The sequence below is a fragment of the Streptococcus pseudopneumoniae ATCC BAA-960 = CCUG 49455 genome (assembly GCF_002087075.1).
In the GTDB taxonomy this organism is placed as follows: Bacteria; Bacillota; Bacilli; order Lactobacillales; family Streptococcaceae; genus Streptococcus; species Streptococcus pseudopneumoniae.
The window spans coordinates 20,016-33,473 of sequence record NZ_MWSM01000023.1 but is presented as its reverse complement, the minus strand read 5'-3'; the positions used below and the strand labels follow the sequence as shown (position 1 = coordinate 33,473).

The window sequence follows — 13,458 nt, the reverse complement described above, 5'->3', positions numbered from 1 at the left end:
TTAGTATCATGATTATGGCGACTTATGAAACCTTTGCGGCGGTCTATGATGCGGTCATGGACGATAGTTTATACGACAAATGGACGAATTTTTCTCTGCGTCATTTGCCTAAGACCAAGGAGAGAAAGAAACTCTTGGAATTGGCTTGTGGGACAGGAATTCAATCAGTGCGCTTCTCTCAGGCTGGTTTTGATGTGACTGGACTTGACTTGAGTGCGGATATGTTGAAGATTGCGGAGAAGAGAGCAACTTCAGCCAAGCAAAAGATTGCTTTTATAGAAGGTAATATGCTGAATTTGTCCAAGGCAGGGAAATACGATTTTGTCACGTGTTATTCGGACTCTATCTGCTATATGCAGGATGAGGTGGAAGTAGGGGACGTCTTTAAGGACGTGTACAATGCGCTGAATGAAGAGGGAGTTTTCATCTTTGACGTGCACTCGACCTACCAGACAGATGAAGTATTCCCTGGCTATTCCTACCATGAAAATGCGGAAGATTTTGCCATGCTTTGGGATACATATGAGGACGAAGCTCCTCACTCCATCGTGCATGAGCTGACTTTCTTTATCAAGGAGGCTGACGGTTCCTTTAGTCGCCACGATGAAGTACATGAGGAGAGGACTTATGAGATCTTGACCTATGATATCTTGCTGGAACAGGCTGGATTCAAGTCCTTCAAACTCTATGCAGACTTTGAGGATAAGGAACCAACAGAAACTAGCACCCGTTGGTTTTTTGTGGCGCAGAAGTAGGAGAACATCATGACCATCACAGGTATTATCGCAGAGTTCAATCCTTTTCATAATGGCCATAAATACCTGCTGGATCAGGCAGAGGGACTGAAAATTGTTGCCATGTCAGGGAATTTCATGCAGCGTGGAGAGCCTGCTATTGTGGATAAGTGGACAAGGGCCCAGATGGCGCTGGAAAATGGCGCAGACTTGGTAGTGGAATTGCCCTTTTTAGTCAGTGTTCAGGCAGCTGATTTCTTTGGTCAAGGAGCTGTGGATATCTTGGATCGCTTGGGCATTGATAGTCTAGTTTTTGGGACAGAGGAAGTTCGAGATTATCAGAAAATCGCTGACTTATACACAGAGAAAGGTGCTGAGATGGAGAAATTTGTGGAAAATCTGCCTGATTCCCTTTCCTATCCCCAGAAAACCCAATCTATGTGGAAGGAATTTGCTGGTCTTGATTTTTCAGGTAATACCCCCAATCATGTTCTTGCTCTGGCCTATGCAAAGGCGGTTGCAGGACGAAATATCAAGCTGCATACGATTCAGCGTCAGGGGGCAGGTTACCATTCTGTGAATAAAGATGTGGACTTTGCCTCGGCGACAGCCCTCCGTCAACATCAGAAGGACCAAGATTTCTTAGAACGCTTTATGCCTTCTGTTGCCCTATTTGAGCAGGCCAGTAAGGTGATCTGGGAAGACTATTTTCCCTTGCTCCGCTATCAAATCTTGTCAAATCCCGACCTAACCACCATCTATCAGGTCAATCAAGAAATGGCTGTGCGCATTAAAGAAGCTATTAAACCAGCCCAGTCTGTAGAAGAGTTGGTCGAGGCGGTTGCGACCAAACGTTACACCAAGGCGCGTGTCAGACGCCTATTGACCTATATTTTGGTGCAGGCTAGAGAAAATGTCTTGCCAGAAGCCATTCATGTCCTTGGATTTACTGAAAAAGGCAGGCAACATCTCAAGTCTCTGAAAGGACAGGTCAATCTAGTCAGCCGAATTGGCAAAGAACCTTGGGATGCTATGACCCAAAAAGCAGACCAGATTTACCAACTAGGAAAGCCAAGTATAGCAGAGCAAAATTTTGGAAGAGTGCCGATTAGAATAGAAACAAGCTAAGTCTACCGAAAGGTAGGCTTTTTGAGATTTTTTACGAATAATACTCTTCGAAAATCAAATTCAAATCGCGTCAACGTCGCCTTGCCGTATATATGTTACTGACTTCGTCAGTNNTTTGAGCAACCTGCGGCTAGTTTCCTAGTTTGCTCTTTGATTTTCATTGAGTATAAATAGATGGAAAAGAAAATCTTGTACAAGTTCCTGACAATTTCTTTCTTTTCGTGTATAATAGTGGAAAAGAGCTAAAACGAGGTATGGTTATGGAAGCAGTCCTTTACTCAACATTCCGAAATCATTTAAAGGACTACATGAAGAAGGTAAATGATGAATTTGAGCCTTTGACGGTGGTCAATAAAAATCCAGATGAGGACATTGTAGTTCTTTCAAAGAGCGAATGGGACAGTATTCAGGAAACCCTGAGAATCGCTCAAAATAAGGAGTTATCAGACAAGGTTTTGCGAGGAATGGCTCAAGTCCGTGCTGGAAGCATTCAGGTCCATGTGATTGAGGAGTGATGAATGCTACTCAAGTTTACAGAAGATGCGTGGGCAGATTATTGCTACTGGCAAAACCAAGATAAAAAAACACTAAAAAGAATCAATAAATTAATCAAGGATATTCAACGCGATCCATTTACAGGAATAGGAAAACCAGAGCCACTCAAATATGATTACCAAGGAGCCTGGTCACGGCGTATTGATGCAGAAAATCGCTTGATTTATATGATGGATGGAGATAGCGTGGCTTTCTTGTCCTTTAAAGATCATTACTAAGTCTACTGCGAAGTAGGCTTTTTATTTTTTAAATTTTTATTAGTAAGTTTAAGATAAAGTTTTTTGGAAAATGACAGAATCCCTAATACAAAAGACAAAAACTCAGAAAAGAAAGTTAGTATATGAACTTCGATCTTTACCCTTGAATTCGCTTTATAACTCTTAATTTGTGGTATAATGAAGAGAATTGTAAATCATAAAAACAGGGGAAGCAAATGTCTAATTTTAAAGAAAAACTACCGATATTCCAGTCGAACGATGTTCAGATTTCAAATGTAGTCAATGCAGTTTGGTCGATTGCGAACACCTTACGTGGAGCTTATCGTTCGGATAAGTATCGAGTGATGTAATTAAAAATTGGATGAGAAGAAAAGATACAATTGAGTTTCTTGGTTTATGGAAAAGCTTAAACAACATGAATTTCAATTCGGTCGAATTCGACCGAATTAAATCGGAAGCTGGATATAATTCATTTACATTGTCTCCTAAGAAATGGGTAGAGAAAACTGGAGCAATCGGAATTATCTCAAAAGGTGGAAGATATGGTGGTGCATTTGCACATACAGATATTGCCTTTGAATTTGCTTCATGTATTTCTGCTGAATTTAAGATGTATGTAATTCAGGATTACAAAAGACTTAAGTCAGATTAAAATTCTAAGATATCATTAGGCTGGAATTTGAATAGAGAAATTTCTAAGATTAACTACAAAATTCATACAGATGCAATCAAAGAATATCTCTTAAAAGATCTTACCAACGAACAGTTGTCTTACAAGTATGTAAGTGAAGCAGATATGATCAATGTTGTTTTATTTAACAAAAGAGCTAAACAGTGGCGTGAAGAAAATAGGAACAATTAGTACAACACTTGTAGTAGTTGCGGGAGTAAGTGCGGGTGTGCTTGGAGGAAAATTTGACTTTAAATTTCCTAAAAAGATTTAATGGAGAGTAATAAATATGAAGTTTAAAAATTATCTATTTGATTTATATCCTTATTTTCCTAAAGGTTTTTCATTATATAATAGAAAGGATCCTGATGTATGTAGTAAGGCGTTGTACGATGATTTATGTAAGATGTTTTTTGATGATGATTCAAAAGAAAAACTTAAAATAACATCTGTATGTAATAAATGCCAAAACTTTGGAAATGGAGATTTTTATACTTTATTTATTGATAAGGATAAGTATTTATTATCAAGTGATTATATAGGAGCCTCTATTTATTGGGCAAGAAAGGCAGGATTAAACGACAGAATAATTTTAGATCATTTGAGTATTTCAAGAACAATAGGTGGACACATTCTTTTCCCTAGAGGTGGTGGAAAATCAGAAACCGTTAATACAGCTAGAGGTGGAAAACCTAGAATCAAGAATGGAATTTATAAAGGATATTATGATCGTTTTGATTTAACACTATATGCTATAAAAGAATGGTTTGCGGGAAATAATAATTCAAAAATAGATTATGCTATAGAGAATTACCGTGAATGGTTTGAACTATTTTTTGATGATGATAATTGTAAAAATGGATTTGAGAAATTTGTCGAGTTTTTTAAGTTAGAAGGATTTATATATGAGCAAAATAAAATTATAGATTTAATTAAATCAGATTTAGAGAACAATCAGGTTGTCTTTTTAGATAAAGAAGATATTAGGATTGCTAGCACAGAAGAAGAATATATAAGATATATGAAAAATCTTAATATCATTATTCTAGAAAGAACTAAAAAAATATTATTATAAATATTTCAGCACCAGTTAAATAAAATGTGCGTTTTCTTTATCAAAAAAATTAATAAAAGAGGTTACCAAGAGGGATAAATTTTAAGTGTAGGGGGAATTTATCCTTTTTGCTTTTGAGGTAGAAGAGAAATCTATTGAATTATCCTATGAATATGTAGATGATGGATATAGTGGTTCTAATTTTGAGCGACCAAATTTTAAGAATATGATTGATGACCTGAATAAAGGAAAGTTTTCTATCATTATGGTAAAAGATTTATCTCGTTTCGGCAGAGAGTATATCGAGTCAGGAAAGTACTTACAAAAGATATTTCTTGAAAAAGGTATTCGCTTTATATCTGTAAATGATAACTATGATAGTGATAATGCGGATGTTAGCGATATCCATTTAAGGTTTGTGAAAATTACTTTTTTATGGTAGAATGTAAAAGAATGTATGTCATTCGGAATAACAATAAAATGAGGTAAAAACATGGAAATCATGTCGCTTGCGATTGCTGTTTTTGCCGTCATCATTGGTTTAGTCATTGGATATGTCAGCATCTCAGCTAAGATGAAATCATCTCAGGAAGCTGCAGAGTTGATGCTTTTAAATGCTGAACAAGAAGCAACTAATTTACGTGGACAAGCTGAGCGTGAAGTGGATTTACTTGTTAATGAAGCCAAACGTGAAAGCAAGTCTCTTAAAAAAGAAGCACTATTGGAGGCCAAAGAAGAAGCCAGAAAATACCGTGAAGAAGTGGACGCTGAATTCAAATCAGAACGTCAAGAACTCAAACAAATCGAAAGTCGTTTGACAGAGAGAGCTACTAGCCTTGACCGTAAGGACGACAATTTGACGAGTAAAGAACAAACACTTGAACAAAAAGAACAAAGTATTTCTGATAGAGCGAAAAACCTTGATGCGCGTGAAGAGCAATTAGAGGAAGTCGAAAGACAAAAAGAAGCAGAACTAGAGCGTATTGGTGCTCTGTCTCAGGCAGAAGCACGAGATATTATCTTGGCACAGACAGAGGAAAACTTGACCAAGGAGATTGCCAGTCGTATTCGCGAAGCTGAGCAAGAGGTCAAGGAACGTTCTGACAAAATGGCCAAGGACATCCTGGTTCAAGCTATGCAACGTATCGCTGGTGAATATGTAGCGGAGTCAACAAACTCAACGGTTCATCTGCCAGACGATACTATGAAGGGACGCATTATTGGTCGTGAAGGTCGTAACATTCGTACCTTTGAAAGTTTGACAGGGGTCGATGTGATTATCGACGATACACCAGAAGTGGTGACCTTGTCAGGATTTGATCCGATTCGTCGTGAGATTGCCCGTATGACTATGGAAATGTTGCTCAAGGATGGTCGTATCCACCCAGCTCGTATCGAAGAGTTGGTTGAGAAAAACCGTCAAGAGATTGACAATAAGATCCGTGAATACGGTGAGGCTGCTGCCTATGAGATTGGCGCACCAAACCTTCATCCAGACTTGATGAAGATTATGGGTCGCTTGCAATTCCGGACTTCATATGGCCAAAATGTTTTGCGCCATTCGATTGAGGTTGCTAAGTTAGCTGGTATTATGGCCAGCGAGCTTGGTGAGAATGCGGCTCTTGCCCGTCGTGCTGGATTCCTTCACGACATCGGAAAAGCCATTGACCGCGAGGTTGAAGGTAGCCACGTTGAAATCGGTATGGAATTGGCACGTAAGTACAAGGAACATCCAGTTGTGGTCAATACGATTGCTAGTCACCACGGAGATGTTGAAGCTGAGAGCGTCATTGCAGTTATCGTTGCTGCAGCAGATGCCTTGAGCGCAGCTCGTCCAGGTGCTCGTAGTGAGTCTCTTGAAAGCTACATCAAGCGTCTCCATGATTTGGAAGAAATTGCGAACGGCTTTGAAGGGGTACAAAATAGCTTTGCCCTTCAAGCAGGACGTGAAATTCGTATCATGGTCAATCCAGGAAAAATCAAGGACGACAAAGTCACAATCTTAGCTCACAAAGTTCGTGAGAAAATTGAAAACAATCTCGATTACCCAGGAAATATCAAGATAACCGTGATTCGTGAGCTTCGTGCAGTAGATTATGCTAAATAATAAAAAACTGAGGTCAGTGAAATCTGACTTCAGTTTTTTTGAAGTACGACGGGCATGTGGTGCATCTGAGGTGTAATACTCTTCGAAAATCTCTTCAAACCACGTCAACGTCGCCTTGCCGTACTCAAGTACAGCCTGCGGCTAGTTTCCTAGTTTACTCTTTGATTTTCATTGAGTATAAGTCCTTGGTGGGCACCTGCTACCGGTGAACCCAATAGCGATTCCCAAGCCTGACTATCGTGAGGTAGCGGATTAAAACGGTCTGGGGATAGACCGTTTTAAGTCTGACGCTGGAAATAAGAATCGTCAGAGGAAGGGATAGCGAAATCGTGGCTCTACGAACAGGAAGGTGATAGTAAGGCGTATATAGCGGATAGGGGGGGCGCGAAACCTTAAAGTCCAAAAAGGTAGTCGTAACCTATATGCGTAAATCACGAGAGTAATTGAATTCGAACTAAGATTTATCTTTTTCCACTGTAACCTTTTAACGTCCTCATGTCTAGTCTAAACGAGGAAAGATGTAGGACTTATCCCGTGAGCTCTGTCGCTAGAAAGAGAAAACGACAGATCGAAGTAATCCTACTTTACTTGTGTCTGTAAAACGAACGGTCTGATAGAACTGGACTCTGTCACGTATTGACTAGATGAAGGTTCACCAATATAAGATATCCCTCAGGCACCAAAACAAGAAAGGAATAGGCACATGTCAAAATTGCTAGATAAGATAGTATCACGCGAAAATATGCTGGAAGCTTACAATCAAGTAAAATCCAATAAAGGCTCAGCTGGGATTGATGGAATGACTATCGAAGAGATGGATGACTATCTCAGACAAAACTGGCGCTTGACTAAGGAGCTGATAAAACAGAGAAAATACAAACCTCAATCAGTCCTGCGAGTTGAAATCCCCCAACCCAATGGAGGTGTCCTTCAGCTTGGGATTCCGACAGTGATGGATAGGATAATCCAACAAGCCATTGTCCAAGCTCTTAGAGTACTTAAATGACGGCTATGAGTGGATAGTGGATATAGACCTAGAGAAATTTTTCGATAGGGTTCCTCAAGATAGATTGATGTCCTTAGTACATAATATGATCGAAGACGGAGATAGGGAATCCTTGATTCGTAAGTATCTTCATTCAGGTGTTATCATTAACGGTCGGCGTCATAAAACGCTAGTTGGTACACCACAGGGAGGAAATGTATCTCCTCTCTTATCTAATATCATGCTTAATGAATTGGACAAGGAATTAGAAAAGAGGGGACTTCGATTTGTGCGCTACGCAGATGATTGTGTGATGATGGTCGGAAGCGAGGCAGCCGCTAAGCGTGTGATGTATTCAGTTAGTCGTTTTATTGAGAAACGGCTAGGTTTGAAAGTATAGTAAAATGAAATAAGAATAGGACAAACCGATCAGGACAGTCAAATCGATTTCTAACAATGTTTTAGAAGTAGAGGTGTACTATTCTAGTTTCAATCTACTATAATTTGAAGGGGAATACCGTGATTGGCTAATATTTGTTCAAGGACATGATAGTAAGCATTCAAGTTCTCTTTTTTATCAAAATAAGCCCCTAGGATATTGCCGGAAGCATCATCAATGGCTAAGTGTAAGTTAGAGGTTTCTGCTCCAAACCAGGCATGAGGGCTAGCCTCCATTTGGATGAGTTCTCCAGCAAATTTCTTTCTGGGTCTACTAGGATGTAGCTTTTTAGTGTCTTCCAGGAAATCTTTAGCGGACGGTAAGATTGGATTGTCTAGGGGATGATTGCGGTTCAGTTTAGCTTGTTTTCTTAGTCTCTTCTTTGTCTTTCTGTGAGACTTGGGAGAGAGGATGTTTTCCTTATAGAGTATTTTTCTAACAGTTGTATCAGAGAGCTGAATTCCCTCTTCTTCAGCTAGTAATTCACAGAAATGAAGGACATTTGGTTTATATGTTTCATAGGAGAGGTATTTCTTTAGGACACGTTCTTTGATTTCATCAGGGATTGCATGTTTTGGTTTTTGATTTCTGTTTCCGTGTCTGAAGGCTTCTTTTCCTTTCTGTTGATAGGCTAGTAGCAGACGATTGATTTGTCTTTCAGAAAGATTCAGTTCGACACAGGCTCGATTCTTTGTTTTCTTTCCTTGGTCTATAGCTTTTATCACAAGATATTTTTTCGTTTCATTCATATTCAGTTGGATACTTTTCATACGACTATTTTATCAAATGGGACATTTTCACGTTCGATTTACTAAAGACATTCTCACATTCGAATTACATTCCATCCCTGATAGCGTAAAACAAACTAGTCAGGGTGACTAGTTTGTGGTATAATGAAAGGGACTCAAAAAGAAACAGGAGAAAAATGATGGATTTACTTTTAGCAATTGTATTGATTGTGCTAGCTTTTTTAGGAGGAGCTATTGGAGGAATGTACTTGGTTCGTAAGCAAATCGAAAAGGAATTCGCTGACAACCCACGTTTGAATGCTGAAGCAGTTCGTACTCTTTTGAGTGCAAATGGTCAAAAACCAAGCGAAGCCAAGGTACAACAAGTTTACCACCAAATCATTCGCCAACAAAAGGCAGCCCTTGCTAACAATAAAAAGAAAAAATAGATAAGGAAAAGTCTGGGATGAAAGTTCCAGACTTCTCACTATGTTGGCTAAGGGTTTAGGGATGAGACTTTTTCCTTGCATTCTATTGATATTTGATTATGATTAAGAGAGATAGTTATTGATTAGGCTGTCATTATTCAGTTCATAAGGAACGGTAATCATAATGAACTATCAATCAGAAAAAAGACTAGAAAGAAGACTGTATGGATAATCGCCCAATTGGTTTTTTGGATTCGGGTGTCGGGGGCTTGACCGTTGTGCGCGAGCTCATGCGCCAGCTTCCCCATGAAGAAATCGTCTATATTGGAGATTCGGCACGGGCTCCCTATGGTCCCCGTCCTGCTGAGCAAATTCGTGAATATACTTGGCAGTTGGTCAACTTTCTTTTGACCAAGGATGTCAAAATGATTGTCATTGCTTGTAATACTGCGACTGCGGTCGTCTGGGAAGAAATCAAGGCTCAACTAGATATTCCTGTCCTAGGTGTTATTTTGCCAGGAGCTTCGGCAGCTATCAAGTCCAGTCAAGGTGGGAAAATAGGTGTGATTGGAACGCCCATGACGGTACAATCAGATATCTATCGTCAGAAAATTCATGATCTGGCTCCAGACTTACAGGTGGAGAGTTTGGCCTGTCCCAAGTTTGCCCCCTTGGTCGAGTCTGGCGCCCTGTCAACCAGTGTTACCAAGAAAGTGGTCTATGAAACCCTGCGTCCCTTGGTTGGAAAGGTGGATAGCCTGATTTTGGGTTGTACCCATTATCCATTGCTCAGACCTATTATTCAAAATGTCATGGGACCAAAGGTTCAGCTCATCGATAGTGGAGCAGAGTGCGTACGGGACATCTCAGTCTTACTTAATTATTTTGAAATCAATCGTGGTCGCGATGCTGGACCACTTAATCACCGTTTTTACACAACAGCCAGCAGCCAAAGTTTTGCACAAATTGGTGAAGAATGGCTGGAAAAAGAGATTCATGTGGAGCATGTAGAATTATGACAAATAAAATTTATGAATATAAGGATGAACAGGACTGGTATGTCGGGTCCTATGGTATTTTTGGTGGCGTCCGGACGTTGACGGATGATGACTTGGATTTTCCTCTATTGGAGTTTGCCCAAAGATTTCGAGATGAGGATCGAGGTTTTCCTGTTTCTGTTACTGTTTTACGCTATGGTTCCCTCTACCGTTTATTGTCTTTTGTGGTAGATATCCTCAACCAAGAAATGGGACGAAATGTAGAAGTCATTCAACGTCAGGGGGGGGTTCTCTTAGTTGAAAATGGGCAACTCCTGCATGTAGAATTGCCTAAAGAAGGTGTTGATGTAGAAGCATTCTTTGAGACAAACAAGGTCAGAGAAACCTTATTGATTGCGACTCGTAACGAAGGCAAGACCAAAGAGTTCCGAGCTATCTTTGATAAGTTAGGCTACGATGTGGAAAATCTTAATGACTATCCTGACCTGCCTGAAGTAGCTGAAACAGGCATGACCTTCGAAGAAAATGCCCGTCTCAAGGCAGAAACCATTTCTCAATTAACGGGCAAGATGGTTTTGGCAGATGATTCTGGTCTCAAAGTCGATGTCCTTGGTGGCTTACCAGGCGTCTGGTCAGCTCGTTTCGCAGGTGTGGGAGCAACTGACCGTGAAAATAATGCCAAACTCTTGCACGAATTGGCCATGGTCTTTGAACTCAAGGACCGCTCGGCTCAGTTCCACACAACCCTAGTCGTAGCCAGCCCAAATAAGGAAAGTTTAGTTGTTGAAGCAGACTGGTCAGGTTATATTAACTTTGAACCTAAGGGTGAAAATGGCTTTGGCTATGATCCCCTCTTCCTTGTAGGAGAAACAGGTGAGTCATCAGCTGAATTAACCCTGGAAGAAAAAAATAGTCAATCTCACCGTGCCTTAGCCGTTAAGAAACTTTTGGAGGTATTTCCATCATGGCAAAGCAAACCATCATTGTAATGAGCGATTCCCATGGCGATAGCTTGATTGTGGAAGAAGTCCGTGATCGCTATGTGGGCAAAGTCGATGCCGTTTTTCATAACGGCGATTCTGAACTACGTCCGGATTCTCCACTTTGGGAGGGCATCCGCGTTGTTAAAGGGAACATGGACTTCTACGCCGGCTACCCAGAACGTCTGGTGACTGAGCTTGGTTCGACCAAGATTATCCAAACTCATGGTCACTTGTTTGACATCAATTTCAACTTTCAAAAGTTGGACTACTGGGCTCAGGAGGAAGAGGCCGCTATCTGCCTCTATGGTCACTTGCATGTGCCAAGTGCTTGGTTGGAAGGCAAGATCCTCTTTCTAAATCCAGGTTCTATCAGTCAACCACGAGGTACCATCAGAGAATGTCTCTATGCTCGTGTGGAGATTGATGATAGTTACTTCAAAGTGGACTTTTTGACACGAGATCACGAGGTGTATCCAGGTTTGTCCAAGGAGTTTAGCCGATGATTGCCAAGGAGTTTGAGACTTTCTTGTTGGGGCAGGAGGAAACTTTTTTGACCCCTGCTAAAAATCTAGCTGTGTTGATTGATACCCACAATGCGGATCATGCGACCCTCTTGCTCAGTCAGATGACCTATACCCGTGTTCCTGTTGTGACAGATGAAAAACAGTTTGTTGGGACGATTGGACTCAGAGATATTATGGCTTATCAGATGGAGCATGACTTGAGCCAAGAAATCATGGCGGATACGGATATCGTTCATATGACAAAAACGGACGTAGCGGTTGTTTCGCCTGATTTCACCATTACGGAGGTCTTGCACAAGCTAGTAGATGAGTCCTTCTTACCGGTTGTGGATGCAGAGGGTATTTTCCAAGGGATTATTACGCGCAAGTCCATCCTCAAGGCCGTTAATGCCCTCTTGCATGACTTTAGTAAGGAATATGAGATTCGATGCCAATGAGAGACAGGATTTCAGCCTTTTTAGAGGAAAAGCAGGGCTTGTCTGTCAATTCCAAGCAGTCCTATAAGTATGATTTGGAGCAATTTTTAGACATGGTAGGTGAGCGGATTTCTGAGACCAGTCTCAAGATTTACCAAGCCCAGCTAGCCAATCTAAAAATCAGCGCCCAGAAGCGAAAGATTTCGGCCTGTAACCAATTTCTATACTTTCTCTATCAAAAAGGAGAGGTGGACAGCTTTTACCGCTTGGAATTAGCCAAACAAGCTGAAAAGAAGACGGAAAAGCCAGAGATTCTATACCTAGACTCTTTTTGGCAGGAAAGCGACCATCCAGAGGGACGCTTGCTAGCGCTCTTAATCCTAGAAATGGGGCTCTTGCCCAGTGAGATTTTAGCCATCAAGGTTGCGGACATCAATCTGGATTTTCAGGTGTTGCGAATCAGCAAGGCTTCCCAACAGAGGATTGTCAGCATTCCCACGACCTTGCTTTCGGAGTTGGAACCCTTGATGGGCCAGATATATCTCTTTGAAAGGGGAGGGAAAGCCTATTCTCGTCAGTGGGCCTTTCGTCAGTTAGAAGCTTTTGTCAAGGAGAAAGGTTTCTCAACCTTATCAGCTCAAGTCTTACGTGAACAGTTTATTCTAAGACAAATAGAAAACAAGGTCGATTTGTACGAAATTGCAAAAAAATTAGGATTAAAAACAGTCCTGACCTTAGAAAAATATAGATAATGGATATTAAATTAAAAGATTTTGAAGGGCCCCTGGACTTGCTCTTGCACCTGGTTTCTAAGTATCAGATGGATATCTACGATGTGCCCATTACGGAAGTTATCGAACAGTATCTAGCCTATGTCTCAACCCTGCAGGCCATGCGTCTGGAAGTGACGGGTGAGTACATGGTTATGGCCAGTCAGCTCATGTTGATTAAGAGCCGCAAGCTCTTGCCAAAGGTAGCGGAAGTGACAGATTTGGAAGATGACCTGGAGCAGGATCTTCTCTCTCAAATTGAAGAATACCGCAAGTTCAAGCTCTTGGGGGAGCACTTGGAAGCCAAACACCAAGAACGGGCCCAGCACTATTCCAAAGCGCCGACAGAGTTGATATACGAAGATGCGGAGCTTGTGCATGACAAGACGACCATTGATCTCTTTTTGGCTTTTTCAAATATCCTAGCCAAGAAAAAAGAGGAGTTTGCACAGAACCACACGACTATCTTGAGGGATGAGTATAAGATTGAGGACATGATGATTATCGTGAAAGAGTCCTTGGCTGGACGAGATCAATTGCGCTTGCAGGATTTGTTTAAGGAAGCCCAGAATCTCCAAGAGGTCATCACCCTCTTTTTGGCAACCCTAGAGTTAATCAAAACCCAGGAGCTAACCCTCGTACAAGAGGAGAGTTTCGGAGATATTTATCTCATGGAAAAGAAGGAAGAAAGTCAAGTGGCCCAAAGCTAGACTTGATAGAG

Annotated in this window: 14 protein-coding genes and 5 pseudogenes; 18 read left to right on the top strand and 1 reads right to left on the bottom strand. The window is 40.9% G+C overall.

The annotated features are described in order from the left end of the window. Positions 1–14: 14 nt before the first annotated feature. The 11 genes and pseudogenes from B4W83_RS06265 to B4W83_RS12750 form a co-directional block, all read left to right on the top strand. Positions 15–755 (top strand): class I SAM-dependent DNA methyltransferase, encoded by a 741-nt coding sequence (locus B4W83_RS06265; RefSeq protein ID WP_000257066.1) that lies wholly within the window; start codon positions 15–17, stop codon positions 753–755. A gap of 9 nt (positions 756–764) precedes the next feature. Beyond that, positions 765–1,862 (top strand): nucleotidyltransferase, encoded by a 1,098-nt coding sequence (locus tag B4W83_RS06260; RefSeq protein WP_000156344.1) that lies wholly within the window; start codon positions 765–767, stop codon positions 1,860–1,862. Between the two features lie 260 nt (positions 1,863–2,122). Then, entirely contained in the window at positions 2,123–2,377 is a 255-nt protein-coding gene (locus B4W83_RS06255; RefSeq protein WP_000388571.1) for a type II toxin-antitoxin system Phd/YefM family antitoxin, read from the top strand. A gap of 3 nt (positions 2,378–2,380) precedes the next feature. Beyond that, complete coding sequence (locus B4W83_RS06250; protein WP_000924721.1) at positions 2,381–2,635, top strand: Txe/YoeB family addiction module toxin; 255 nt, start codon at positions 2,381–2,383, stop codon at positions 2,633–2,635. A 215-nt stretch (positions 2,636–2,850) separates the two neighbouring features. Continuing rightward, positions 2,851–2,976: pseudogene (locus B4W83_RS13900) on the top strand (restriction endonuclease); the annotation flags it as partial. A 5-nt stretch (positions 2,977–2,981) separates the two neighbouring features. Next, positions 2,982–3,485: pseudogene (locus B4W83_RS13800) on the top strand (KilA-N domain-containing protein); the annotation flags it as partial. Then, the gene (locus B4W83_RS12965) at positions 3,439–3,579 is read left to right on the top strand and encodes a hypothetical protein (RefSeq protein WP_000899898.1); all 141 of its coding nucleotides are present in this window, start codon (positions 3,439–3,441) and stop codon (positions 3,577–3,579) included. The pseudogene B4W83_RS13800 and the gene B4W83_RS12965, both read left to right, overlap by 47 nt. Positions 3,580–3,594: 15 nt before the next feature. After that, positions 3,595–4,380, top strand: coding sequence for a DUF6994 family protein (locus tag B4W83_RS06235; RefSeq protein WP_000669602.1), 786 nt, complete (start codon positions 3,595–3,597; stop codon positions 4,378–4,380). A 121-nt stretch (positions 4,381–4,501) separates the two neighbouring features. Next, positions 4,502–4,771 (top strand): annotated as a pseudogene (locus B4W83_RS06230) (recombinase family protein); the annotation flags it as partial. 81 nt (positions 4,772–4,852) lie between these two features. Continuing rightward, positions 4,853–6,466: a ribonuclease Y gene (locus tag B4W83_RS06225; protein ID WP_000404950.1), complete on the top strand. Its 1,614-nt coding sequence runs from the start codon at positions 4,853–4,855 to the stop codon at positions 6,464–6,466. 703 nt (positions 6,467–7,169) lie between these two features. Further along, positions 7,170–7,848: pseudogene (locus tag B4W83_RS12750) on the top strand (reverse transcriptase domain-containing protein); the annotation flags it as partial. Between the two features lie 95 nt (positions 7,849–7,943). Here B4W83_RS12750 and B4W83_RS06210 read toward each other — a convergent pair. Further along, positions 7,944–8,639, bottom strand: a pseudogene (locus tag B4W83_RS06210) (helix-turn-helix domain-containing protein); the annotation flags it as partial. A gap of 179 nt (positions 8,640–8,818) precedes the next feature. Between B4W83_RS06210 and B4W83_RS06205 the strand changes: the two are divergent. From B4W83_RS06205 to B4W83_RS06175, 7 genes are all read left to right on the top strand, one after another. After that, complete coding sequence (locus tag B4W83_RS06205; RefSeq protein ID WP_000364983.1) at positions 8,819–9,067, top strand: YneF family protein; 249 nt, start codon at positions 8,819–8,821, stop codon at positions 9,065–9,067. Positions 9,068–9,270: 203 nt separating this feature from the next. Next, a complete protein-coding gene (gene racE, locus B4W83_RS06200; RefSeq protein ID WP_000370374.1) occupies positions 9,271–10,065 on the top strand; it encodes a glutamate racemase in 795 nt (264 codons plus the stop codon). Then, the gene (locus B4W83_RS06195; RefSeq protein WP_370596809.1) at positions 10,023–11,033 is read left to right on the top strand and encodes a nucleoside-triphosphate diphosphatase; all 1,011 of its coding nucleotides are present in this window, start codon (positions 10,023–10,025) and stop codon (positions 11,031–11,033) included. The genes racE and B4W83_RS06195 overlap by 43 nt, the downstream gene beginning before the upstream one ends. Continuing rightward, on the top strand, positions 11,009–11,530 hold the full coding sequence (locus B4W83_RS06190; RefSeq protein ID WP_001118962.1) for a metallophosphoesterase: 522 nt from the start codon (positions 11,009–11,011) through the stop codon (positions 11,528–11,530). Before B4W83_RS06195 ends, B4W83_RS06190 begins: the two co-directional genes overlap by 25 nt. Next, positions 11,527–11,988: a cyclic-di-AMP-binding protein CbpB gene (gene cbpB, locus B4W83_RS06185; RefSeq protein ID WP_000560725.1), complete on the top strand. Its 462-nt coding sequence runs from the start codon at positions 11,527–11,529 to the stop codon at positions 11,986–11,988. Before B4W83_RS06190 ends, cbpB begins: the two co-directional genes overlap by 4 nt. Next, complete coding sequence (xerD, locus tag B4W83_RS06180; protein ID WP_277422124.1) at positions 11,985–12,719, top strand: site-specific tyrosine recombinase XerD; 735 nt, start codon at positions 11,985–11,987, stop codon at positions 12,717–12,719. The genes cbpB and xerD overlap by 4 nt, the downstream gene beginning before the upstream one ends. Beyond that, entirely contained in the window at positions 12,719–13,447 is a 729-nt protein-coding gene (locus tag B4W83_RS06175) for a segregation/condensation protein A (protein WP_000351896.1), read from the top strand. Before xerD ends, B4W83_RS06175 begins: the two co-directional genes overlap by 1 nt. Positions 13,448–13,458 lie beyond the last annotated feature (11 nt).

Bases quoted from the DNA above. Each gene is read 5' to 3' on its own strand.
- B4W83_RS12965 (WP_000899898.1), top strand. From the start codon at position 3,439: ATGTTGTTTTATTTAACAAAAGAGCTAAACAGTGGCGTGAAGAAAATA.
- B4W83_RS06195 (WP_370596809.1), top strand. From the start codon at position 10,023: ATGGCTGGAAAAAGAGATTCATGTGGAGCATGTAGAATTATGACAAAT.
- racE (WP_000370374.1), top strand. From the start codon at position 9,271: ATGGATAATCGCCCAATTGGTTTTTTGGATTCGGGTGTCGGGGGCTTG.
- B4W83_RS06190 (WP_001118962.1), top strand. From the start codon at position 11,009: ATGGCAAAGCAAACCATCATTGTAATGAGCGATTCCCATGGCGATAGC.
- xerD (WP_277422124.1), top strand. From the start codon at position 11,985: ATGAGAGACAGGATTTCAGCCTTTTTAGAGGAAAAGCAGGGCTTGTCT.
- B4W83_RS06265 (WP_000257066.1), top strand. From the start codon at position 15: ATGGCGACTTATGAAACCTTTGCGGCGGTCTATGATGCGGTCATGGAC.
- B4W83_RS06175 (WP_000351896.1), top strand. From the start codon at position 12,719: ATGGATATTAAATTAAAAGATTTTGAAGGGCCCCTGGACTTGCTCTTG.
- B4W83_RS06255 (WP_000388571.1), top strand. From the start codon at position 2,123: ATGGAAGCAGTCCTTTACTCAACATTCCGAAATCATTTAAAGGACTAC.
- B4W83_RS06250 (WP_000924721.1), top strand. From the start codon at position 2,381: ATGCTACTCAAGTTTACAGAAGATGCGTGGGCAGATTATTGCTACTGG.
- B4W83_RS06260 (WP_000156344.1), top strand. From the start codon at position 765: ATGACCATCACAGGTATTATCGCAGAGTTCAATCCTTTTCATAATGGC.
- cbpB (WP_000560725.1), top strand. From the start codon at position 11,527: ATGATTGCCAAGGAGTTTGAGACTTTCTTGTTGGGGCAGGAGGAAACT.
- B4W83_RS06235 (WP_000669602.1), top strand. From the start codon at position 3,595: ATGAAGTTTAAAAATTATCTATTTGATTTATATCCTTATTTTCCTAAA.
- B4W83_RS06205 (WP_000364983.1), top strand. From the start codon at position 8,819: ATGGATTTACTTTTAGCAATTGTATTGATTGTGCTAGCTTTTTTAGGA.
- B4W83_RS06225 (WP_000404950.1), top strand. From the start codon at position 4,853: ATGGAAATCATGTCGCTTGCGATTGCTGTTTTTGCCGTCATCATTGGT.